The organism is Pseudomonas serbica (genome assembly GCF_028823535.1).
Lineage (GTDB): Bacteria > Pseudomonadota > Gammaproteobacteria > Pseudomonadales > Pseudomonadaceae > Aquipseudomonas > Aquipseudomonas serbica.
Window position 1 is genome coordinate 41733 of record NZ_JAQIYM010000021.1, and the last position, 23160, is coordinate 64892.

The 23160-nt window shown below is 61.1% G+C and carries 23 protein-coding genes; 11 read left to right on the forward strand and 12 right to left on the reverse strand.

Annotated elements, in window-relative coordinates; all coding sequences use genetic code 11:
* Window positions 1–229: 229 nt before the first annotated feature.
* Entirely contained in the window at window positions 230–418 is a 189-nt protein-coding gene (locus NQL71_RS27290; protein WP_046817720.1) for a hypothetical protein, read from the forward strand.
* Between the two features lie 70 nt (window positions 419–488).
* On the opposite strand, the gene NQL71_RS27295 is transcribed toward NQL71_RS27290, so the two are convergent.
* The 7 genes from NQL71_RS27295 to NQL71_RS27325 form a co-directional block, all read right to left on the reverse strand.
* The gene (locus NQL71_RS27295; RefSeq protein WP_046817721.1) at window positions 489–1031 is read right to left on the reverse strand and encodes a DUF2058 domain-containing protein; all 543 of its coding nucleotides are present in this window, start codon (window positions 1029–1031) and stop codon (window positions 489–491) included.
* A 28-nt stretch (window positions 1032–1059) separates the two neighbouring features.
* On the reverse strand, window positions 1060–1893 hold the full coding sequence (gene mazG, locus NQL71_RS27300; RefSeq protein WP_077185617.1) for a nucleoside triphosphate pyrophosphohydrolase: 834 nt from the start codon (window positions 1891–1893) through the stop codon (window positions 1060–1062).
* A 133-nt stretch (window positions 1894–2026) separates the two neighbouring features.
* The gene (gene relA, locus NQL71_RS27305) at window positions 2027–4270 is read right to left on the reverse strand and encodes a GTP diphosphokinase (RefSeq protein ID WP_046817723.1); all 2244 of its coding nucleotides are present in this window, start codon (window positions 4268–4270) and stop codon (window positions 2027–2029) included.
* A gap of 121 nt (window positions 4271–4391) precedes the next feature.
* On the reverse strand, window positions 4392–5744 hold the full coding sequence (gene rlmD, locus NQL71_RS27310) for a 23S rRNA (uracil(1939)-C(5))-methyltransferase RlmD (RefSeq protein ID WP_248687717.1): 1353 nt from the start codon (window positions 5742–5744) through the stop codon (window positions 4392–4394).
* Window positions 5744–6646: a cysteine synthase CysM gene (gene cysM, locus NQL71_RS27315; RefSeq protein ID WP_248687716.1), complete on the reverse strand. Its 903-nt coding sequence runs from the start codon at window positions 6644–6646 to the stop codon at window positions 5744–5746. Before cysM ends, rlmD begins: the two co-directional genes overlap by 1 nt.
* 147 nt (window positions 6647–6793) lie before the next feature.
* Window positions 6794–8197: a sensor histidine kinase gene (locus tag NQL71_RS27320; protein ID WP_274643661.1), complete on the reverse strand. Its 1404-nt coding sequence runs from the start codon at window positions 8195–8197 to the stop codon at window positions 6794–6796.
* Window positions 8187–8906: a response regulator transcription factor gene (locus tag NQL71_RS27325; protein ID WP_046817727.1), complete on the reverse strand. Its 720-nt coding sequence runs from the start codon at window positions 8904–8906 to the stop codon at window positions 8187–8189. The genes NQL71_RS27320 and NQL71_RS27325 overlap by 11 nt, the downstream gene beginning before the upstream one ends.
* A gap of 214 nt (window positions 8907–9120) precedes the next feature.
* Between NQL71_RS27325 and NQL71_RS27330 the strand changes: the two genes are divergently transcribed.
* The 4 genes from NQL71_RS27330 (at window position 9121) to NQL71_RS27345 (ending at window position 13857) form a co-directional block, all read left to right on the forward strand.
* Complete coding sequence (locus NQL71_RS27330; RefSeq protein ID WP_046817728.1) at window positions 9121–11874, forward strand: response regulator; 2754 nt, start codon at window positions 9121–9123, stop codon at window positions 11872–11874.
* Window positions 11875–11948: 74 nt separating this feature from the next.
* A complete protein-coding gene (locus NQL71_RS27335) occupies window positions 11949–12941 on the forward strand; it encodes a 2-hydroxyacid dehydrogenase (protein ID WP_274643662.1) in 993 nt (330 codons plus the stop codon).
* Window positions 12942–13018: 77 nt separating this feature from the next.
* Window positions 13019–13453 (forward strand): hypothetical protein, encoded by a 435-nt coding sequence (locus NQL71_RS27340; protein ID WP_046817729.1) that lies wholly within the window; start codon window positions 13019–13021, stop codon window positions 13451–13453.
* Window positions 13453–13857 carry an META domain-containing protein gene (locus NQL71_RS27345; protein WP_046817730.1) on the forward strand — a complete coding sequence of 135 codons (405 nt, stop codon included), beginning with the start codon at window positions 13453–13455 and terminating at the stop codon, window positions 13855–13857. The genes NQL71_RS27340 and NQL71_RS27345 overlap by 1 nt, the downstream gene beginning before the upstream one ends.
* Before the next feature lie 44 nt (window positions 13858–13901).
* On the opposite strand, the gene NQL71_RS27350 is transcribed toward NQL71_RS27345, so the two are convergent.
* Window positions 13902–14369, reverse strand: a complete 468-nt coding sequence (locus tag NQL71_RS27350; RefSeq protein WP_274643663.1) for a TlpA disulfide reductase family protein — start codon at window positions 14367–14369, stop codon at window positions 13902–13904.
* Between the two features lie 114 nt (window positions 14370–14483).
* Here NQL71_RS27350 and arsC point away from each other — a divergent pair, with 114 nt between their 5' ends.
* The 3 genes from arsC to NQL71_RS27365 are packed head-to-tail and all read left to right on the forward strand — an operon-like array spanning window position 14484 to window position 15858.
* Window positions 14484–14837: an arsenate reductase (glutaredoxin) gene (gene arsC, locus NQL71_RS27355; protein ID WP_166620083.1), complete on the forward strand. Its 354-nt coding sequence runs from the start codon at window positions 14484–14486 to the stop codon at window positions 14835–14837.
* Window positions 14834–15430 carry an NAD(P)H:quinone oxidoreductase gene (gene wrbA / locus NQL71_RS27360; protein WP_046817733.1) on the forward strand — a complete coding sequence of 199 codons (597 nt, stop codon included), beginning with the start codon at window positions 14834–14836 and terminating at the stop codon, window positions 15428–15430. The genes arsC and wrbA overlap by 4 nt, the downstream gene beginning before the upstream one ends.
* Before the next feature lie 2 nt (window positions 15431–15432).
* Window positions 15433–15858: a DUF2069 domain-containing protein gene (locus NQL71_RS27365; protein WP_046817734.1), complete on the forward strand. Its 426-nt coding sequence runs from the start codon at window positions 15433–15435 to the stop codon at window positions 15856–15858.
* A 67-nt stretch (window positions 15859–15925) separates the two neighbouring features.
* Here NQL71_RS27365 and NQL71_RS27370 read toward each other — a convergent pair whose 3' ends face one another.
* Together NQL71_RS27370 and ttcA are read right to left on the reverse strand one after the other, a co-directional pair.
* Window positions 15926–16600, reverse strand: a complete 675-nt coding sequence (locus tag NQL71_RS27370; protein ID WP_046817735.1) for a DNA-3-methyladenine glycosylase I — start codon at window positions 16598–16600, stop codon at window positions 15926–15928.
* A gap of 131 nt (window positions 16601–16731) precedes the next feature.
* On the reverse strand, window positions 16732–17556 hold the full coding sequence (gene ttcA / locus NQL71_RS27375; RefSeq protein WP_046817736.1) for a tRNA 2-thiocytidine(32) synthetase TtcA: 825 nt from the start codon (window positions 17554–17556) through the stop codon (window positions 16732–16734).
* A gap of 280 nt (window positions 17557–17836) precedes the next feature.
* On the opposite strand from ttcA, the gene NQL71_RS27380 reads away from it, so the two are divergent.
* Both NQL71_RS27380 and NQL71_RS27385 read left to right on the forward strand, forming a co-directional pair.
* Window positions 17837–18439, forward strand: a complete 603-nt coding sequence (locus NQL71_RS27380) for a Yip1 family protein (RefSeq protein WP_046817737.1) — start codon at window positions 17837–17839, stop codon at window positions 18437–18439.
* Window positions 18440–18598: 159 nt separating this feature from the next.
* A complete protein-coding gene (locus NQL71_RS27385; RefSeq protein ID WP_046817738.1) occupies window positions 18599–19093 on the forward strand; it encodes a SprT family zinc-dependent metalloprotease in 495 nt (164 codons plus the stop codon).
* A gap of 47 nt (window positions 19094–19140) precedes the next feature.
* On the opposite strand, the gene NQL71_RS27390 is transcribed toward NQL71_RS27385, so the two are convergent.
* The gene (locus NQL71_RS27390) at window positions 19141–20322 is read right to left on the reverse strand and encodes a CaiB/BaiF CoA transferase family protein (RefSeq protein WP_274643664.1); all 1182 of its coding nucleotides are present in this window, start codon (window positions 20320–20322) and stop codon (window positions 19141–19143) included.
* A gap of 143 nt (window positions 20323–20465) precedes the next feature.
* Window positions 20466–21800: a dicarboxylate/amino acid:cation symporter gene (locus tag NQL71_RS27395; RefSeq protein WP_046817740.1), complete on the reverse strand. Its 1335-nt coding sequence runs from the start codon at window positions 21798–21800 to the stop codon at window positions 20466–20468.
* A gap of 339 nt (window positions 21801–22139) precedes the next feature.
* On the opposite strand from NQL71_RS27395, the gene NQL71_RS27400 reads away from it, so the two are divergent.
* Window positions 22140–23138 carry an AraC family transcriptional regulator gene (locus NQL71_RS27400; RefSeq protein WP_046817741.1) on the forward strand — a complete coding sequence of 333 codons (999 nt, stop codon included), beginning with the start codon at window positions 22140–22142 and terminating at the stop codon, window positions 23136–23138.
* The last annotated feature ends 22 nt before the right edge of the window (window positions 23139–23160 follow it).

A 23160-nucleotide genomic window follows, 5' to 3' on the forward strand; every position in this document is an offset into this window, starting at 1 on the left:
CCCACAGGGTCAGCGTTTTGCCCACAGGCCTTGGGCATGAAGATGAAGCTTTTGTCATGAAACTTCAGGACCTGCGACTGAATGTCGCGGTTTCCGTGGGCTGCAGGACAGTTGCCGTTTTTGCAAGAATCCCTTTCCAAACACAGTCGTTTACTTAGCAAGCTACCAAACCCTATAACAGAGTCCTGCACATGCCTTGCTGCAGATAAACAGAGATTGGAGCTAGCAGATGACTGTAAAAGTAACTGAACGCGACGATTCACACATGTCCCATGAAGGCGTAGCCGCCGGCATCCGGATCTGGGATGTGTACCAACAAGACTTGCTGGTCGGGATGTTCCACTCCGAGACTGACGCCCACAGCTACAAGGCCGAACTGGAAATCCTGGAGCAGCAACGAGAATTACGCTCCGCCTGAGCAATGACCGCATTGAAAACGACAAACCCCGCCATGAGCGGGGTTTTTCGTTATTGCAGCCGTAGACCGCTTACCACATCAGATCGTCAGGGATCTGATAGGCCGCGTACGGATCGTCCTCGGCAGCGACTTCTTCGGTCTGTACATTCAGCTGCACGATACGCTGCGGATCGCGCTCCTGGATCTTCAGGGCCGCTTCCCGGGGGATCACTTCATAGCCTCCGGCGTGATGCACGATGGCCAGCGAACCGTTGCTCAGCTTGTTGCGCATCAGGGTGTTGACCGAGAGGCGCTTGACCTTCTTGTCGTCGACGAAGTTGTAGTAGTCCTCGGTCGTCAGCTTCGGCAGGCGCGTGGCTTCGATCAATTGCTTGACCTGGGCAGCGCGAGCTTTCGCCTCGGCCTTCTCCTGCTGCAGACGGTTGAGCTCCTGATCGCGCTTGACCTTCTCGGCCATGGCTTCCTGGGCCGCACGCTGCTGGGAGTCATCGAGTTCGATCTGACCCTTGTGGGCCAGGCGCTGCTGCTTCTGTTTGTCTTTGCTGACCTGCTTGGCCTGCTTCTGGTTGACCAGCCCTGCTTTGAGCAACTGGTCGCGAAGGGAAATGCTCATGGTGCTTATTACTCACTTAGGCAACTGCTCAACCGCAGCTGGGCACATTCTTTTCCTGGCGTTTGGCTTCACCCCACAGGGCGTCCAACTCTTCGAGGGTGCAATCTTCCATGGGACGGTGGGTGTCGCGCAATGCCTGTTCGATAAAACGGAAGCGTCGTTCGAACTTGCCGTTGGCGCCACGCAGCGCGGTTTCCGGGTCGACCTTGAGATGCCTGGCCAGATTGACCACGGAAAACAGCAGATCGCCGATCTCGTCGGCCACGGCCTCTGGATCGTTTTCCGCCATGGCCTCAAGGACTTCATCGAGTTCTTCACGGACTTTATCAAGCACCGGCAAGGCATCGGGCCAGTCGAAACCGACCTGCGCTGCGCGCTTCTGCAATTTTGCCGAGCGCGACAACGCCGGCAATGCTGCCGGGACATCATCGAGCAAGGACAGCTGTTGCGGTGCGCTGGAGTTTTCCGCGCGCTCCTCGGCCTTGATCTCTTCCCAGCGCTGCTTGACCTGTTCCTCACTCAAGCGCGGGACATCCATTGGCGCGTACAGGTCGCCCGTGGGGAATACGTGCGGATGACGGCGAATCAACTTGCGCGTGATGCCGTCGACCACGCCCGCGAACTCGAAGCGCCCCTCTTCCCGGGCCAGCTGGCTGTAGTAAACCACCTGGAACAGCAGGTCGCCCAACTCACCCTGCAGGTGATCGAAGTCACCGCGCTCGATGGCATCGGCGACTTCATAGGCTTCCTCGAGGGTGTGCGGGACGATGGTCGCGTAGGTTTGCTTGATGTCCCATGGGCAACCGTACTGCGGGTCGCGCAGGCGATTCATCAGGTGCAACAGATCTTCAAGGCTGAACATCAATCCCTCTCATCACAGGACTTCCCTGTGGGCGCGGGCTTGCTCGCGAAAGCGGTTTGCCAGACAACATTGATGTCGACTGACAAGCATTCTTCGCGAGCAAGCCCGCTCCCACATTGGATCGGTGCTGATTTCACGGTGTGCGATTACGCCGGGTTTCGATGATGTTCGGCAGCTGGGAAATCCGCCCAAGCAACCGCCCAAGCGCGTCCAGCCCCGGAATCTCGATGGTCAGGGACATCAGCGCGGTGTTGTCCTCCTTGTTCGAGCGAGTATTGACCGCCAGCACGTTGATCCGCTCGTTGAGCAGCACCTGCGAGACGTCACGCAGCAATCCGGAACGGTCGTAGGCACGGATGACGATGTCCACCGGATAGGTGAGCACCGGTACCGGGCCCCAGCTGACCTGAATGATCCGCTCTGGCTCGCGCCCGCCCAACTGCAGCACCGAGGCACAGTCCTGGCGGTGGATGCTCACGCCGCGGCCCTGGGTGATGTAGCCCACGATCGCATCCCCCGGCAGTGGCTGGCAGCAACCCGCCATCTGGGTCATCAGGTTGCCCACGCCCTGAATCTGAATGTCGCCACGCTTGCCTGGCTTGTAGCCGGTGGCCTTGCGTGGAATCAGTTCCAGCTGTTCGTTTCCGCGTTCCGGCTCGACCAGTTGCTGCGCCAGGTTGACCAGTTGCGCCAGGCGCAGGTCACCCGCACCCAAGGCGGCAAACATGTCTTCGGCGGTTTTCATGTTGGCCTTGTCGGCCAGCTTCTCGAAATCAACCTGCGGCAGACCGAGGCGGTTGAGTTCGCGCTCGAGCAGGGTCTTGCCGGCGGCGACGTTCTGGTCGCGCGCCTGCAGCTTGAACCAGTGGACGATCTTCGCCCGCGCCCGCGAGGTGGTGATGTAGCCCAGGTTAGGGTTCAGCCAGTCGCGGCTCGGCGTGCCGTGCTTGCTGGTGATGATCTCGACCTGTTCACCGGTCTGCAGGCTGTAGTTGAGCGGCACGATGCGCCCGTTGATCTTGGCGCCGCGGCAGTTGTGGCCGATCTCGGTGTGGACGCGGTAGGCAAAGTCCAGCGGCGTCGCGCCCTTGGGCAAATCGATGGCGTGACCGTCCGGGGTAAAGATGTAGACCCGGTCAGGTTCGATATCGACCCGCAACTGTTCGGCCAGCCCGCCAATGTCACCCAGCTCTTCGTGCCATTCGAGCACCTGACGCAGCCAGGAGATTTTCTCTTCGTAGTGATTGGAGCCGGACTTGACGTCGGTACCCTTGTAGCGCCAGTGCGCGCACACGCCCAGCTCGGCCTCTTCATGCATGGCGTGGGTGCGGATCTGCACCTCCAGCACCTTGCCCTCAGGCCCGATCACCGCGGTATGCAATGAGCGGTAGCCGTTCTCTTTCGGGTTGGCGATGTAGTCGTCGAACTCTTTCGGGATGTGTCGCCACAAGGTGTGGACAATGCCGAGCGCGGTGTAGCAGTCGCGCATTTCCGGCACCAGCACCCGCACGGCGCGCACGTCGTAGATCTGGCTGAACTCCAGGCCCTTGCGCTGCATTTTGCGCCAGATCGAATAGATGTGCTTGGCCCGGCCACTGATGTCGGCATCGACGCCGGTGGCCTGCAATTCGTTCTTCAGCTGGCTCATCACGTCGCTGATGAAGCGTTCGCGATCCAGTCGCCGCTCATGCAACAGCTTGGCGATCTGCTTGTACTGGTCGGGCTCGAGGTAGCGGAAGGACAAGTCCTCCAGCTCCCACTTGATGTGACCGATACCCAGGCGGTGGGCCAGGGGCGCGTAGATGTCGAAGACCTCGCGGGCCACGCGGTTGCGCTTCTCGTCGTCCGCGGTCTTCACCGCACGGATCGCGCAGGTACGTTCGGCCAGCTTGATCAGGGCCACGCGCACGTCGTCGACCATGGCCACGAGCATCTTGCGCAGGTTTTCCACCTGGCCCTGGGTGCCCATTACCATGGATTTGCGCGGGCTCAGGCTGTCGCTGATCGCCGCCATGCGCTGCACGCCGTCGATCAGTTTGGCGACCACCGGGCCGAAGCGCTGGCTGACGGTGGGCAACGGGATCTGGCCTTCGCGCACGCCCCGGTACAACACCGCGGCCACCAGCGAATCCTGGTCGAGCTTGAGGTCGGCGAGGATCTCGGCGATCTCAAGGCCGGTGCGGAAACTCGAGTTGCCTTCGGTCCATAGATTCTTAGCCGCATTGGCTTGTTGTTCGGCCTCGCGAGCGAACTCGCAGGCTTCCTTCAAGGCTTCGCGATCCAGTGCCAGATCGACACTGACCGCATGATCGAGCCAAGCCTCGAGATTGATACTGCCGTCGGTGTTGATCGGCTGGTGTGCTCTCACCTGTACCATCTTGCTTACCTTCCCTACGACGCAGATTCAATGCGTCAAATCGCTGACCTTCGTTGCCCATGAGCCCACGTCGGGCTGGTACGCGGCTGCACGGGCGGGCCAGTCGGACCAGACGAGCATCCTAGCTCGCTTCAAATAACGCCATGGCCTCGACATGTGCCGTCTGAGGAAACATATCGAGAATCCCGGCACGTTTTAACCGGTAGCCCTGCTTGATCAATTCGACCGTGTCGCGCGCCAGGGTTGCAGGGTTGCACGACACATACACCAATCGCTCGGCCCCCAGGGACTTGAGCTTGCGCACGACCTCGAAAGCGCCGTCACGCGGTGGGTCCAAGAGTACCGCACAAAAGCCTTCGCCGGCCCATTCGGCATCGGTCAAAGGCTGGGATAAATCGGCCTGAAAAAATTTAGCGTTATGCAGATTGTTGCTGATCGCATTCGCGGCGGCGCGATCGACCATCACCTGCACCCCCTCCACCGCCACGACTTCGCGAACGGCTTTGGCCAACGGCAAGGCAAAGTTACCCAACCCACAGAATAGATCGAGAACACGCTCATCGGCTTTTGGTTTCAACCAGTCGAGCGCCTGGGCGACCATCGCTTCGTTGACTCCGGCATTGACCTGGATGAAATCTCCAGGCCGGTACGCCAGGTTCAGATCCCACTGCTCAAGACGATAACCCAAGGACTGGTCAGCCTCGACCGGACGCGGCTCGCCTTCACCGTGCAACCACAACTGGGCTTCATGGAACGCGCAGAACTCCTTGAGGATGGTCATGTCGCTTTCGGACAACGGCGCCATGTGACGCAGCAATACCGCCAGCGATGAACCGCTGAACAACTCCACGTGACCCAGGGCTTGCGGCTTGCTCAAGCGCCGCAGCATTTGCGGCAAGCGGGCCATGATCGGTTGCAAGGGCTGTACCAGTACCGGGCAATCATCGATGCCGACAATGTCCTGGCTGCCGGCGGCGCGAAAACCGACTTCGAGTTTTTTCGCCTTCATGTCCCAGCGCACGGCCACTCGGGCGCGACGGCGGTAAGCGAATTCCGGACCGCTTAATGGTGCAGCCCACTCTTCGGGCTCGACACCTGCGACCTTGGACAATTGCTCGGCGAGCATGCGCTGTTTCAGGGCGAGTTGTTCGTTGTGGGGCAAGTGTTGCACGCTGCAGCCGCCGCAACGGCCGGCGTGGGCGCAAGGTGCGGGGCGGCGCAGTTCGCTGGCCTTGAATACTCGCTCGGTACGCGCCTCGACCACTTTGCCGTGGGCGCCGAGCACCCGCGCCTCGACCTCCTCACCGGCCAGTGCGCCGATGACGAACCAGGTGCGACCTTCGAAAAACGCGATACCACGACCGTCATTGGCCAGGCGCTCGATGTTCAGGCGCTGCTTTTTGCCGGTCGGGACTTGCGGGGCCTTGCTGCCACCGGTGGGTTGGAAGCGCAGGCCTCTCTCGTGCTTGGCCATCAGTTGGGCGCGTCGAAAATGCCGGTCGACAGGTATCGGTCGCCACGGTCGCAGATGATCGCGACGATCACCGCGTTTTCAACTTCTTTGGACAGGCGCAGCATCGCTGCCACCGCCCCGCCCGAGGACACGCCACAGAAGATGCCTTCCTCGCGGGCCAGACGCCGGGTGACGTCTTCGGCTTCGCTTTGCGCCATGTCGACGATGCGGTCGACGCGCTCGGCCTGGTAGATCTTCGGCAGGTATTCCTGCGGCCAGCGGCGGATGCCGGGAATGGCCGAGCCTTCCATCGGTTGCAGGCCGATGATCTGCACGTTGTCGCTCTGCTCTTTCAAGTAGCGCGAGACGCCCATGATCGTGCCGGTGGTTCCCATGGAGCTGACGAAATGGGTGATGGTGCCCTGGGTCTGGCGCCAGATTTCCGGACCGGTGGTGGTGTAGTGCGCCTCGGGGTTGTCACCGTTGGCGAACTGGTCAAGCACCTTGCCACGGCCTTCGGCCTCCATGCGCTGGGCGAGGTCACGGGCACCTTCCATGCCCTCTTCCTGGCTGACCAGGATCAACTCGGCGCCATAGGCGGTCATCGCTGCCTTGCGTTCGGCGCTGGAGTTGTCCGGCATGATCAGGATCATCTTGTAACCCTTGATCGCGGCAGCCATCGCCAGCGCAATCCCGGTATTACCAGAAGTCGCTTCGATCAACGTATCACCGGCGTGGATCTGTCCGCGCAACTCGGCGCGGGTGATCATCGACAGCGCCGGACGGTCCTTGACCGAACCCGCCGGGTTGTTCCCCTCGAGCTTGAGCAAAAGGGTATTGCTGGTGGCGCCGGGCAGGCGCTGCAAACGGACCAGCGGAGTGTTGCCGACGCAATCGGCGATGGTTGGGTACTGCAAGGTCATGGCGTATTCGCAATCCAGACTGCGGGGGCGCCTATCATACCGGCAAACCTGCGAAGGCCATATCACGCAAAGTGCGGTGCTTATGGCTTGTGGGAATAAGGCGGGTTCACAAGACAGTACATGAAGCCGCTTGCGCCTCCTTGCGAATCAGAGCGATTGTGGATGGGATAGTGTGCTGGCGAGGGCGTCATCGCTGAGAGTTCCATCGTCCGCCACCAAGCGCATGTTCATCCGCAACCCGCTGCCGGTGTTCTGCGCCCAGAGCTTGCCGCCCTGTCGTTGCACCGCATTCCTGGCGATGCTCAAGCCCAAACCGAACCCACCATTCCCCGGGCGCGAACCGTCGAGCCGGGTAAAGGGCAGGAAGATGCGCTCCAGATCCGCTTCCGCCACCCCGCCACCCTGATCGTCCATCCACAGGTGCCAGTAATCGCCATCGCGTCGCCCGCCTAGCGTGACCACGCCACCCTTGGGCGAATGTCGGATCGCATTGCGCAGCATGTTTTCCAGGGCTTGGGCCAGGGTATTGAGGTGCCCGCGCACCCAGCAGGAGGCGTCCACCGAACATTGCAACTGCCCGTCCGGCCAGCAACTTTCGTAGCAGGCGTTTTCCGTGAGCATTTCCCACAAGGCCTGGACCTGGATCGCTTCGTCGGGCAATCGCGTGCGTTCCGTGTCGAGCCAGGCCAGTTGCAGCGTGTCTTCCACCAGCCGCTGCATGCCATCGACCTCGCGGCCGATGCGCTCGCGCAATTGCTCAAGGCCCTGCTCGCTTTCACTGGCCACCCGCAGGCGGCTCAACGGCGTGCGCAATTCATGGGACAGGTCGCGCAACAGTTGCTGCTGCAGCGCCACGGTGCTTTGCAGGCGTTCGGACATGTGATCGAACGCCCTGCCCAACTCCCCCAGTTCGTCAGCGCGATTGGTGGTGCGGCGCGACAATCGCACATTGAGTTGATCGGCACGCCAGGCGTTGGCCTGTTCACGCAGGTGATTGAGCGGCACCACCAGCAAGCGGTACAGGCCGACGCACAACAGCAAGGTGAACAACCCGGGAATGACCCCGTTGGTGATCACCCGCCAGAATACCCGGTAGCGTCCGGGCACGAATCGTTGCGGCAGTTCGATCACCAGGCTGCCGACGGAAGGGTCGCCGGGAAACGGCACCCGCATCCACGGCCGGCCTTTCTTGTGGATGGGCCAGTCCAGGCCGCGCAGAAACGTCAGGTGTTCTATTTCATCGTCGGTCAGCGCAAAGCTGCTCAAGGACTGCAGATCCCCGCCGATGACTCCGACCCAACTCTTTTCCCGGTGATGCATGGTCTGCAGCCACTCATCGACCCCATCGGTCCGGCGCTGTTGCCACGCCTGCTCCGCCTCGGCGGCATAACGCGTCAGGGTGCCTCGGGCCACGTCCGACAGGAACTGATTGCGCTGTTCCATGTAGCGGCCCCAGGACCAGCTCAACCAGATCATCAACAGGCAGAACGCCACCAGCAGGCAGGCCAGTTTCCAGAACAGCGAATGCCGGCCCGGCAAGTTACATTTCATCGACGGCACTCAGGCTGTAGCCCTTGCCCCAGACCGTGCGCACCTCCCGCTCGGTATAGCCAATGGCCTTGAGTTTGCGGCGAATCTGGCTGATGTGCATGTCCAGGCTGCGATCGTGGGCGGCATAACCGCGCTGCAGCACCTGCTGATAAAGGAAGGCCTTGCTCAACACTTCATCGACGCTGCGGCTCAGGGTCTCTAGCAGGCGATACTCACTGCGGGTCAGGCCGGCAGGCTGCTGGCGATAAAAAACGTCGCAGTGTTCGTCGTCGAAACGCAGACTGTCCACCTCGGCTACCATCGCCACCGGCGTCGGTCGGCGATCGAGTGCCACCCGGCGCAGGATGGCTTCGATGCGCACGCGCAACTCGGCCATGCTGAAGGGTTTGGGCAGGTAATCATCGGCCCCCAGGCGGAAGCCGCTGATGCGGTCGGCCTCGGCGCCGAGGGCCGACATCAGCAGCACCGGGGTGGAATGGCTGCGGCGCAGTTGCGTCAGCACCGCCAGCCCGTCCAGCCCCGGCAACAGGATGTCCATCAACACCACATCGAAGGCTTGCTTGCGTGCAATGTCCAGGCCTTCCTGGCCGTTCTGGCACCAAGTCACCTGGAAACCGCTGCGGCCCAGATGTTCATGAACATAGGCACCGAGTACGAGGTCGTCTTCGATGGAGAGGATTCGGGGATGGCCTGCGTTGATGGTCGTCATTAGCATCTGCAAATAATTCTCAGTCGTTAATTATTCAAGATTGCTTCGTCCGGGGCAACCCGAGGGTTTGCGCAGGGCACAAAAGCGCACGAGCAACCGACGAGTGACGACATGAATTATCGAGGATCGCCCGCTTGCAAATCGCTACACTGCGCAAGTGGCGCGTGCCGGACGCATGCGCAGCCCGATAAATAGCCGGTTGCAGGAGAGAGGCGTGCTGACGAAACTGGGAATCAAAGGCCGCGTGCTGCTGCTGACGTTGCTGCCGACCAGCCTCATGGCATTGGTCCTGGGCGGTTATTTCACCTGGATGCAGCAATCGGACCTGCAAACCCAACTCCTGCAGCGTGGCGAAATGATCGCCGAGCAACTGGCGCCGCTGGTGGCGCCCGCCATGGGGCATAACAACAACGAGCTGCTGGAACGTATCGCCACCCAGTCCCTGGAACAACCGGACGTGCGCGCCGTGACGTTCCTTGCGCCAGATCGCACGCCCCTGGCCCACGCCGGGCCGATCATGCTGACCCAGGCGCCAATGGGCGGTGACTCTCGAATGCTGCGCCGCAGTGGCAGCGAAGCAACGCGTTATCTGCTGCCGGTATTCGGCAAACACCGCAACCTGGCGGGCGACGTGATCCCTGACGAAGCCGACCGCCTGCTGGGCTGGGTCGAACTCGAGCTGTCCCACACCGGCATGTTGCTGCGCGGCTACCGCAGCCTGTTCGCCAGCCTGCTGATGATCGGCGCAGGCCTCGGAGGCGCAGCACTGCTGGCCTTGCGTATGGGCCGCACGATCAATCGGCCGCTGACCCAGATCAAACAAGCCGTGGCGCAACTCAAGGACGGTCACCTGGAAACCCGCCTGCCGCCTCTGGGCAGCCAGGAGCTGGATGAATTGGCCTCCGGCATCAACCGCATGGCCGGCACCCTGCAGAATGCCCAGGAAGAACTGCAACACAGCATCGACCAGGCCACCGAGGACGTGCGCCAGAATCTCGAGACCATCGAGATCCAGAATATCGAACTTGACCTTGCACGCATGGAAGCGCTGGAGGCGAGCCGGATCAAGTCCGAGTTCCTGGCCAATATGAGCCATGAAATTCGCACGCCGCTCAACGGCATCCTTGGCTTCACCCACCTGCTGCAAAAAAGTGAACTGACCCCGCGCCAGCTCGATTACCTGGGCACCATCGAAAAATCCGCCGACAGCCTGCTGGGGATCATCAACGAGATCCTCGACTTTTCGAAGATCGAGGCCGGCAAGCTGGTGCTCGACCATATTCCGTTCAATCTGCGAGACCTGCTGCAGGACACGTTGACCATCCTCGCCCCCGCCGCCCACGCCAAACAGCTGGAGCTGATCAGCCTGGTCTATCGCGACACGCCCCTGTCGCTGGTGGGTGATCCGTTGCGGCTCAAGCAGATCCTGACCAACCTGGTCAGCAACGCGATCAAGTTCACCCGCGAGGGGACCATCGTCGCCCGGGCCATGCTCGAGGAAGAGCACGAAGACAGCGTGCAATTGCGCATCAGCGTCCAGGACACCGGCATCGGCCTGTCGAACCAGGATGTACGCGCGCTGTTCCAGGCTTTCAGCCAGGCCGATAACTCACTGTCGCGGCAACCCGGCGGCACCGGCCTGGGGTTGGTGATCTCCAAGCGTCTGATCGAACAAATGGGTGGCGAAATTGGCGTCGATAGCACGCCGGGCGAAGGATCGGAATTCTGGATCAGCCTGAACCTGCCCAAGACTCGCGACGATGCCGAAGATTTGCCGAGCGCGCCGCTGCTCGGGCGGCGGGTTGCAGTGCTGGAAAACCATGAGCTGGCGCGCCAGGCGTTGCAGCATCAACTGGAAGACTGCGGCCTGGACGTCACCCCGTTCAATACCCTGGAGAGCCTGACCAACGGCGTCACTGGCGCACACCAGACCGATCAGGCGATCGAGCTTGCGGTGCTGGGGATCACCAGCAACGACATGCCTCCGGAACGTCTCAACCAGCACATCTGGGACCTCGAGCACCTGGGCTGCAAAGTGCTGGTGTTGTGCCCCACCACGGAACAGACGCTGTTCCACCTGTCGGTGCCCAACCCCCACAGCCAGCTCCAGGCCAAACCGGCCTGTACCCGTAAGCTGCGGCGCGCACTGTCCGACCTGGTCAACCCGCGGCAGTTGCGCAGCGAATCCAACGAGCCGGTGTCCAGCCGCGCGCCGAAGGTGCTGTGCGTCGACGACAACCCGGCCAATTTGCTGCTGGTGCAAACCCTGCTCGAAGACATGGGCGCCAAGGTACTCGCCGTGGAAAGCGGTTACGCGGCGATCAAGGCGGTGCAGAACGAGACGTTCGACCTGGTGCTGATGGACGTGCAGATGCCCGGCATGGACGGGCGCCAAAGCACCGAAGCGATCCGCCAATGGGAAAGCGAGCGGCATTGCACGCCTCTGCCGATCGTGGCCCTCACCGCGCATGCCATGGCCAACGAAAAACGCGCGTTGCTGCAAAGCGGCATGGACGATTACCTGACCAAGCCGATCAGCGAGCGGCAACTGGCGCAAGTGGTCCTCAAATGGAGCGGGCTGGCACTGCGTAACCAATCGCCGGAGCGCGCAGGCGACAGCCACGGCAGCACCTACGAGTTGCAGGTGCTCGATCACGAAGAAGGCTTGCGCCTGGCAGCTGGCAAGGCCGACCTGGCAGCCGACATGCTGGCAATGCTGCTGGCGTCGCTGGAAGCCGACCGCGAAGCCATCCGCCAGGCCCAGCAAAGCAATGACCACAACGCCCTGATCGAGCGGGTCCATCGCCTGCACGGCGCGACCCGATATTGCGGCGTGCCGCAACTGCGCGCCGCCTGCCAACGCAGTGAAACCCTGCTCAAGCAGAAAGACCCGAAGGCCTTCGGCGCGCTTGAGGATCTCGACCGGGCGATCAATCGCCTGGCCGCCCAGGCGCGCATCAACGCCTGATGCAGCGCAAGGCGCCCGACGATGCATGGGCGAATAATGTAGGTGCGAAACGCCAGGACATTCAGGGAGAACCCATGCGCACGATTCTATTCAGCAGCCAGACCTACGACCGCGACAGCTTTCTCGCCGCCAATCTGCCGCCCGGTATCGAATTGCACTTTCAGTCGGCACGCCTGAGCCTCGATACCGTCGCATTGGCCGAGCATCACGAGGTGGTCTGCGCCTTCATCAATGACGACCTCGGCGCCCCGGTACTCGAACGCCTGGCCGCAGGCGGCACACGCTTGATCGCCCTGCGCTCGGCGGGCTACAACCATGTCGACCTCGCGGCGGCGAAGCACCTGGGGCTGGCGATCGTGCGCGTCCCGGCCTATTCGCCCCACGCCGTGGCCGAGCATGCCGTCGCCCTGATCCTGGCACTCAACCGCCGCTTGCACCGCGCCTACAACCGCACCCGCGAAGGGGATTTCAGCCTGCACGGGCTGACGGGGTTCGACCTGGTGGGCAAGACCGTCGGCGTGGTCGGCACCGGGCAGATCGGCGCGACCTTCGCGAAAATCATGAATGGGTTCGGCTGCCAACTGCTGGCCTACGATCCGTTCCCCAACCCGCAGGTCGAAGCCCTTGGCGCCCGCTACCTGGACTTGCCACAGCTCCTTGCCGAGTCGCAGATCATCAGCCTGCACTGTCCGCTCAACGAGCAGAGCAAGCATTTGATCAACCGCCAATCCCTGGCGCACATGCAGCCAGGCTCCATGTTGATCAATACCGGCCGCGGCGGCCTGGTCGACACCCCTGCGCTGATCGATGCTTTGAAGAGCGGTCAACTCGGTTATTTGGGACTGGATGTGTACGAAGAAGAAGCCCAATTGTTTTTCGAGGACCGCTCCGATCTGCCGTTGCAGGACGACGTATTGGCACGGTTGCTGACCTTCCCCAACGTGATCGTCACGGCGCACCAGGCTTTCCTGACCCGTGAAGCCCTGGGCGCGATTGCCGCGACCACCTTGCAGAACATCGCGGCCTGGGCGGCCGGGGCCCCGGAGAATCAGGTCGAGAGTGGTTGAACCTGATCGAAGGTCATATGCCCGCACCATGCTGCGCGTATGCCCGTGCTAGCATATCGCGCATATTTGGAGGACCCATGGTCGAACACGATTTCCGCTACACCCTGATGAACCCGCAACACACCCTCACCGAATGCCGCGCCCTGGTGCCGGGGCGTTATCAGGTCACCGGCAACGGCGGCTCGATTCGTAACAACGACGTGCTGGTCGTGACCCTCAAGGGCGCCAAGGACTTGTCCATGCGCCTGACCGTCGAAACGGTTCGCCACCTGATCAATCCGCCGGGCCAATGGGTCGCAGTGGCCAGTGGCCCAGTGTTCGGCGAACTGGCGATCCATACCTGGCAGGTGAACTGCGACAGCTGCGCCAAAGAGCTGAGTTTCGAGTTCGCTGTTGACGCCAAGCTGGGCAACAAGGCCGAAAAGCCTGCCGCCACCGCGCGGATTGCCGAGCTGGGCTGGACCACCGTGGGTGACAAGCACCTGTGCCCAAAATGCCAGGAGTCTGCGTGATGAAACGCCTCGCTCTGACCGCGATGGTGGGTGCAAGCCTGCTGGGCTGCGCCGCCGAACCGGTGCAACTTGAACAAAACCGCAGCTACATCCTGGAATGGATCGGCGAACGTCCGTTGATGGATTACAGCCACCTGACCATCACCCTGGGTGAAGACGGTCGCGCCTACGGCAACGGCGGCTGCAACCACTGGTTCGCGCCGTACACCCTGGAAGGCCACAAGCTGAGCTTCGGCAAGATCGGCAGCACCCGCAAACTCTGTGCGCCGGCCCTGATGGAGCAGGAGAAACGCTTCCTCCAGGCACTGGAAGGCGTGCAGCGCTGGGACGTCTCGTCGATCGACCAGATGCGTTTCTGGCCTGCTGAAGGCAAGCCGCTACGCTGGTGGCTGGAAGAGGGTTGATCCCGCCTGGATGATCGTTCCCACGCAGATCGCGGGAACGATCATCAGTTAGTCGCCTGCAAAGCTTCGAGCTTGGCCACCACCCCCGCCGCCGTCTGCTCGCCCATCAATTGTTCCCGCACCTTGCCCTTGTTATCGACGATGTAGGTCACCGGCAACGCCTCACTGCGCGGCAGATCGAACAACTCGGAAGGGTCCTGCGCCAGCACGGTGAACTTGATGCCGAGTTTCTCGCTGGCACTTTTCAGCTCTTCGCCCTGCACATTGTCGAAGTTGACCCCGAACACGCCGATCTTCTTGTCCTTGAGTTGCTCGGCCAGTGTGTTCAACTCCGGAATCTCGGTACGGCACGGCCCGCACCATTCGGCCCAGTAGTTGATTACCAGCCACTTGCCGTCCAGACGCTCGGCGGCGACCTTCTGTCCGTTCTGATCGATCCCGTAGTCGTTACCGCAGCCCCCCAGCATCAACGCCCCGATAATCGTCAATGCCGCTGCCAGTCGCCTTGTCATGTCATGTTCCTTGTCCAGAATTGAATGCGCGTGCGCCCCATCGCCTGCCAAGGTTCAGGATTACGCGCTGCCCAGTTAGAATAGCCGCCACCTTACGCAAGATGCGACCCGCTCATGACCGATCTGACGCTTTATCACAACCCGCGCTGCTCGAAATCCCGCGGTGCGCTCGAACTCATAGAAGCCCGCGGCCTGACCCCGACGGTGGTCCGCTACCTGGAAACGCCGCTGGACGCCGCGCAACTCCAGAGCCTGCTGGGCAAACTCGGGATCAGTGCCCGCCAACTGCTGCGCACCGGCGAAGACGAATACAAGGCCCTGAACCTGGCCGACAGCAGCCTGAGCGAGGCGCAGTTGATCGCTGCCATCGCCGCCCACCCGAAACTGATGGAGCGACCGATCCTCGAAGTCGGTGACAAGGCCATCATCGGCCGTCCGCCAGAGCAGGTCCTGGAGCTGTTGCCGTGAGTGCGCCGTACATTCTGGTGCTCTATTACAGCCGCAGCGGCTCGACCAATGAAATGGCCCGGCAAATTGCCCGTGGCGTCGAACAGGCCGGCCTTGAAGCCCGCCTGCGCACGGTACCGGCGATTTCCACCGAATGCGAAGCCGTGTCGCCGGATATCCCGGAGGAAGGCGCGCTCTACGCCAGCCTCGATGACCTGAAGAACTGCGCCGGCCTGGCGCTGGGCAGCCCGACCCGCTTCGGCAACATGGCGGCGCCACTCAAGTACTTTCTCGACGGCACCAGCAACCTGTGGCTGACCGGCGCCCTTGTGGGCAAACCCGCCGGAGTGTTTACCTCCACTGCAAGCCTGCATGGCGGGCAGGAAACCACGCTGCTGTCGATGATGCTGCCGTTGTTGCACCACGGCATGTTGATCACGGGCCTTCCCTACAGCGAGTCGGCGCTACTGGAAACCCAGGGCGGCGGTACGCCATACGGCGCCAGCCATCACGCCGGTGCCGATGGCAAAAGCGGCCTGGATGCCCATGAAGTGGCGCTGTGCCGGGCCCTGGGCATGCGCCTGGCCAAGACTGCACTGAAACTGGAGGGTTGAGGGTGGCCAAGAAGCCGAAGGTCCTGCCCGCCATCGAATGGCTCGAACCACGGGTTCGGGCCATGCGCGTTATCAGCCTGCTGTGTTTTTTTGGCCTGGTGGGATTGCTCTGCGTTTACTACCTGATGGTCGCCGACCTGCACGGTGCGCGGCCGTGGGTGATCCTGCTGATTGAACTGGTGCCACTGCTGTTGCTGGCGCCGGGCATGATTGTCGGCAATGCCCGGGGACATTCATGGATGTGCTTTGTGGTGAACCTGTACTTCATCAAGGGCGCATTGGCCGCTTATGACCCGAACCGGCAGGTCTTCGGCGTGCTGGAGATGGCCGCGAGCCTGGCGGTGTTCTGTTCGGCACTGTTGTATGTGCGGTGGCGGTATCAGTTGAACCGCAAGTTGGCTGGCGAGGGCGAAATCTCCGTCGCCTGAGAGATTGCAATCGCCAGCAGGCTGGCTCCCGCAGGGGCTTTGATGTGGTAGCCAGCCTGCGGGCGGCTTAATGATTCACTGTGTAAGCCAGCATCATCGAAATCTGGCTCATGGGCCGCCCGCCACTTTGTTCATGCCACTGGTTGAACACATCCTGCACCAATGCCAGGTCGCGCAAGCTGGTTGGCACCTTGTCGACGATCTTCTGCGCATTCAACGCCGCCACTACGTCGTAGCTCGGCACAAAGGTGTCCTTGCCAACCATGCGCAAGAAGCGCGGCGCCGACAACCCGCCCAACTGATGGCCGCGTTTTTTCAACAAGGTCCACAGCCCGACGATATCGGTCACCGGCCAATCGGCGATCATCGCCCCGAAGCTGCCCTGCTCATGGGCCACGTCCAGCACGAACTGGGCATTGCGCGGCACGCTCTTGAGCTTGCCCAGGTGGCGGATGATCCGCGTGTCCTGCATCAGCCGTTCCAGGTGCTCGGCGCTCATCAGCACGACTTTTTCCGGGTCGAACCTGAAGAACACTTCTTCGAAGGCCGGCCACTTGGCGTCCACCAGGCTGTGCTTGAGCCCGGCGCGGAAGACGCGCAATGCCATGGTCGAGAGGTAGCGGTCATCGCTGATCTTGCGCAATTGCGCCGGGGTCTTGGGCAGGGGCAGATGGGCTTCCAGTTCAGCGGCCGAACCGAAGCGGTTCAGACAGTATTCGTTCAGCCACTTGTAATCGCGCATGCCCTCTCCCGAGAATTAAAACGAAGCAAAAACCTGTGGGAGCGGGCTTGCTCGCGAAGGCGGTGCGTCATTCAACATTGTTGTCGACTGACACAACGCCTTCGCGAGCAAGCCCGCTTCCACAATTTTGTTTAGAGGTTGACCACATTGACGAAGCGCGAAGCGGCGCTTTCGTCGATCTTGAGGCTGGTGAAATCGAACAGGTTACGATCCGCCAGTTGCGACGGGATCACGTTCTGCAGGCTGCGGAAAATGCTTTCGGTGCGGCCCGGGGTCTTGCGCTCCCAGTCTTGCAGCATTTCCTTGACCACCTGGCGTTGCAGGTTTTCCTGGGAGCCGCAGAGGTTGCACGGGATGATCGGGAACTGCTTGAGGTCCGAGTAAGCCTGGATGTCCTTCTCGTTGCAGTAGGCCAGCGGGCGGATCACCACGTTGCGCCCGTCATCGGCACGCAATTTTGGCGGCATGGCCTTTAGCGAGCCGTTGAAGAACATGTTCAGGAAGAACGTCTCGACGATGTCGTCGCGATGGTGACCGAGGGCCATCTTGGTCGCGCCGATTTCGTCGGCGAAGGTGTAGAGCGTGCCACGACGCAGGCGCGAGCACAGCGAACAGGTGGTCTTGCCTTCCGGAACCAGCTCCTTGACCACCGAGTAGGTGTCTTTCTCGACGATGTGGTACTCGATGCCCAGCTCCTTGAGGTAAGCCGGCAGCACATGCTCGGGGAAACCCGGCTGTTTCTGGTCCATGTTCACGGCCACGATCTCGAACTTGATCGGCGCGACCTTCTGCAAGTGCATCAGCACATCAAGCATGGTGTAGCTGTCCTTGCCGCCGGACAGGCAGACCATGACCTTGTCACCGTCTTCAATCATGTTGAAATCGGCGACTGCCTCACCGGCCTGTCGGCGAAGGCGCTTTTGCAGTTTGTTCTGGTTGACCGTAAGAGTGCCCATGACGCGAAATCCGTGAGGTGTGACGAAAGGCGGGCATTTTACGCAAAAACCTTTCAAGGGCGTAGTGCCCCGACGGATCGCGCGCCCTACAGATACAACAGCGATTACCCCGGCGCTTTACAGCGCAATTTGCTCTAAGCCTTACCCCCTGTAGGGTTAAGACCTTCCTATACTGCGACATAAGGTCGCATTCACATACAGACCTATTACTTACTTGGCCACGTTGGCCCGTAGGGCGCTCCACTGGGGGGCGACGGTAAAAACAAGAGGAGTGACTGGCATGATCCATCACGTAGTGGGGCTCTTCACCCACCCTGACCAAGAATGGAAAGAGATTCGTGGCGATCAGGAAGAAAGTATCAGCCACATGTACCTGACCCATACGCTGATCCTGGCGGCGATACCGGCGGTTTCGGCCTTTATCGGGACCACGCAGGTGGGCTGGGTCATCGGCAATCGCCCCCCGGTGATGCTGACCGTGGAAAGCGCACTATGGATGACAGTCATGTCGTACCTGGCGATGCTCGGCGGTGTAGCGGTGATGGGTGCGTTCATCCACTGGATGGCCCGCACCTATGACGCCAATCCGAGCCTCGCACGCTGCATCGCGTTCGCAACCTATACCGCTACGCCGCTGTTCGTCGGCGGCCTCGCGGCCCTGTACCCCCACCTGTGGCTGGGGATGGTCGTCGGCACGGCAGCCATCTGCTACACGGTTTACCTGCTGTACGTGGGACTGCCAACCTTCATGAACATTCCATCTGACGAGGGCTTCCTGTTTTCAAGTTCGGTGCTCGCCGTAGGCCTGGTGGTGCTGGTAGCCATCATGGCGTTCACCGTGATTGTCTGGGGACTCGGCGTGGGGCCGGTCTATACCAATTAACAGCTCACCACAAAAAAATCAGATCTGCCGACACAGGGCCGCCGCAAGGCGGCCTTTTAATGCCCAGGCACAAAGAACGCTGAAGACCATTCGGCGCTTCGCCGATTCGCAAGGCCCCGGGCTTGCGGCATACTCGACTGATCTGGAGATCCATCAAGCATGCCCGAGCAACTCAACATCCGCGTCGAAGACTGTTTTCAACAAGCCGAATCCTTTTTTAAACGACCTTTCAAACGCCCTGTGGTCAGCCTCAAGCTGCGTGGGCAGAAAGCCGGTGTCGCGCATCTGCACGAGAACCTTCTGCGTTTCAACCCGCAGTTGTACCGGGAAAACACCGAAGATTTTCTCAAGCAGACCGTCGCCCATGAAGTCGCGCACCTGATCGCCCATCAATTGTTCGGCGACCGCATCCAGCCTCACGGCGAAGAGTGGCAACTGATCATGCGCGGTGTTTACGAACTGCCGCCCAACCGCTGCCACACCTACGACGTCAAACGCCGTAGCGTGACCCGTTACATCTACAAGTGCCCGTGCGCCGACAGCGATTTCCCGTTTTCGGCACAGCGTCATGGCCTGGTGCGTCAGGGGCGGCGGTATTTGTGTCGGCGGTGTCGCAATACCCTGGTATTCAGTGGGGAGATGCGGATTGAGTAGCGGGAACTGTGGTGGCTGGGCCGGCCTATTCGCGGGCAAGCCCGCTCCTACAGAATCACTTTGGCACGCCGCAGTGCCTCAATCTGCTGCGCACTGAACCCCAACTCCCCCAACACCTGATCGGTATGCTGGCCCAGCGCCGCGCCAATATGCCGAGGCTCAGGCAACCCCTGCGAGAACTTCAAGGGGCACGCCATCTGCGCCTGGCTCGAACCATCCCCCCGCGGCACTTCAGTCACCATTTCCCGCGCCTGCAACTGCGGATGCCGCACCGCCTCCCCCAGGCTCAAGACGGGCTCGACACAGGCATCAAGCTCGGCGAACAGCGCACACAGGTCGGCAAAGTCATGCTTTTCGAACTCGCTCTTCAACGCTTCCTTGAGCTGGTGTTGCTGTGCAGGCTGCACCGATAAGCCCAGGCTCGCCCACTCATCCAGCCCCAGCGCCATGCACAACTGTTTCATGAAGCCCGGTTCCAGGCTGCCCACCGACAACCAGCGCCCATCCCGGGAGCGGTAATAGTCGTAGAAGCTGCCGCCATTGAGCATCTGCTCTTCCCTACCCGGCTCGACCCCGCAGGCCAGGTACCCGGCACCCGCCATGGCGTTCAGGCTGAACGCGCAATCGGTCATGCTCACGTCCAGATGCTGGCCCTGCCCGGTTTGCTGGCGTGCAATCACGGCCGCCAGCAGGCCGATGACCCCGTGCAACGAGCCACCGGCGATGTCTGCTACCTGCATGCCCAGCGGCAGCGGCCCACTGTCGGCGCGACCGCTGTAGCTGGAAAGCCCGGCCAGGGCCAGGTAGTTGATGTCATGGCCGGCGCGGTCCTTGTAGGGGCCAGTCTGGCCGTAACCGGTGATCGAGACATAGATCAGCCGGGGATTGATCGCTTTCAAGGCTTCATAACCCAGCCCCAATCGCTCCATGACACCGGGGCGGAATTGCTCCAGGACGATGTCATGGTCTGCGAGCAACGACTTGATCACTTCCAGGGCCTGCGGCTGCTTGAGATCCAGCGCCAGGCTGCGCTTGTTGCGATGGAGGTAGGCATGGCTGGCCGATACGCCCCGATCGTGGGGTGGCAGCACGCGCAGGAGGTCAATGCGGGTGGGTGATTCGATGCGCAGCACCTCCGCGCCCATGTCGGCCAGCAACAATGAGGCGAACGGCCCTGGCAACAGCGTCGAAAAATCCAGGATCTTGAGGGAGGCCAATGGACCAGTCATGAGTATTCTCCATGGACGATCCCCCAGACTAGGCAGCCAGGCGGATTGCAGCAATCACCTTGGGCGCCAGTTTTGCTGACCGTTGCGCTCAACTGGCCAGAATGAAAAAACCCGCCGAAGCGGGTTTTTCATTACATCAGGACTTACTTGGCGTTACTCGGGGTTGCGCCCTCGATATGGCCCAGAACGTCGTCTTTAGGCTCGTCGGCAATGCCACGGCCGCCCGAGGCCAACTCGGCTTGCAGCACGTCAGTGTCCAGCTCCTTGACCCACTTGGCCACGACGATGGTGGCAACGGCGTTACCAACCAGGTTGGTCAGCGCACGGGCTTCAGACATGAAACGGTCGATACCCAGGATCAACGCCAGGCCGGCAACCGGCAGGTGGCCTACGGCGGACAGGGTGGCGGCCAGTACGATGAAGCCCGAACCGGTCACGCCTGCAGCACCCTTGGAAGACAGCAGCAACACCACCAGCAAGGTGATCTGGTGCGTGATATCCATATGAGTGTCGGTGGCCTGGGCAATGAACACCGCAGCCATGGTCAGGTAGATCGCAGTACCGTCGAGGTTGAACGAGTAGCCGGTCGGAATCACCAGGCCTACCACCGACTTCTGCGCCCCCAGACGCTCCATCTTGATCAGCATGCGCGGCAGCACCGACTCCGAAGAGGAAGTACCCAGCACAATCAGCAGCTCTTCACGGATGTAGCGGATCATCTTCAGCACGCTGAAGCCATGCAGGCGGGCAATCGAACCCAGCACGATCAGGATGAACAGCAGGCATGTAATGTAGAAGCAGGCCATCAACTGGCCCAGTTGCACCAGCGAGCCGACACCGTAGGCACCGATGGTGAAGGCCATGGCACCGAAGGCACCGATCGGTGCGAGCTTCATGATCATGTTGATGATGTTGAACATGACGTGAGCGAAACGATCGATGAGGTCCAGCAACGGCCTGCCGTAGGCGCCCAGGCGATGCAGGGCGAAACCGAAGATCACCGAGAACATCAGCACTTGCAGGATGTCGCCCGTGGCGAATGCGCCGACGATGGTGGACGGGATCACGTTGAGCAGGAAGCCGATAACGCTTTGGTCCGCGCCAGCAGCGACATACTGTGCCACCTTGGAGGCATCCAGGGTGGTCACGTCGATGTGCATGCCGTCACCCGGCTGGACGATGTTGACCACCACCAGGCCGACCAGCAGCGCGATCGTCGAAACGATCTCGAAGTACAGCAATGCGTAACCGCCGGTCTTGCCGACCGACTTCATGTCCTGCATGCCGGCGATACCGCTGACGACAGTGCAGAAGATGATCGGGGCGATGATCATCTTGATCAGCTTGATGAACCCGTCACCCAGTGGTTTTACTGCCACACCGAGCTGTGGATAGAAGTGACCGAGCAAGATACCGATGACAATTGCAACGATCACCTGGAAATACAGGGATTTATACAGTGGCTGACGAGTCGTCATTGCAAAGTTCCTCAAGAGTGCGCGGCGACAACATCCAACTGTTGCCTACCTCACCTCAATTGCGAACCCTCCTGCACTGGAGGGATTTGTTTTTTCGAGCTGCTCGACGGCAGGCATCTGCTGGTCTTATCGCAAAGCCCGTGCCACCTTGTGCGAAAAGCCTGTAAGCCTTTTGCCAGCAAGGCCTGCAGGTTTTTACAACTCATCGCAACGCATTCGCGCAATGGCGGATTTCCGCCCACTCATCGGATCAAGCCGGGTAATCTGGCGGATATCCGCCTTGTTCTTGCGTAACAACCACGGCTACCATCCGTCGCTCAATGGACGGACTTGCCTGCTATGCGCGAACGCACCATCGCCAGTCATTTCGCCCGTGCCGCCCTCGGTGGCGCGCAACGGCGTGGCTACGATTATTCGAAACTGTTGCAGCAGTTGGGGATCAGTCCCGAGTTGCTCGACGAGCCTCGGGCGCGCATCCCCCCAGAACAATTCACCCGGCTGGTCCAGGCGTTGTGGCTGGCACTGGACGACGAGTACCTGGGTTTCGGCCGTGGTATCAGCAAGCCCGGCAGCTTCGCAATGATGTGTCATGCCGTTATCCATTGCCGCAATCTGGATAAGGCACTGCATCGCGGACTATTGTTTTATAGCTTATTCCCGGACGCTCCGCGCCTGACGCTGACGCGCGAAGACGAAATGATTCGACTGAGCCTGGACGATTCGCAGCTCTGGGACCCGGAACATTTCCTCACCGAAAGTCTATTGGTGATCTGGCATCGCTTCCCCAGTTGGTTGATCGGCCAGCGTATTCGACTGGAACACGCCACGTTCAGTTACCCGCGACCGGACCATGGCGCCGAATACGAGTTGCTGTTCTCGTGCCCGCTCGAGTTTTCGGCACAACAGAGCAGCCTGCTGTTTCATGCCCGCTACCTGGACATGCCACTGCTGCAAGACGAACGCACGCTCAAGCAGTTCCTTGAGCGCTCGCCTGCCGACCTGTTATCCCGCCCGGATGACGGCCACAGCCTGAGCAGCCAGTTGCGACGCTTGCTCAGCAGCGACCGCTCACCCTGGCCGGATCTGGAGGCCGTGGCTGCGCACCTGCATATCAGCCCGCAAACGCTACGTCGGCATCTACGAGAAGAAAACACCAGTTTTCAGGAGTTGAAGGACCAACTGCGCAGGGATATTGCCATTTATCACCTGGGCCGCAACGACCTGCCCTTGCAACAGATCGCCGAGCAACTGGGCTTTTCCGAGCCATCGGCGTTTCATCGGGCGTTCAAGAAGTGGACCGGGCTGACGCCCGGGGCTTATCGGGCTCGGGAAAACTGAGTTCAACTGGCAACTATCGCCG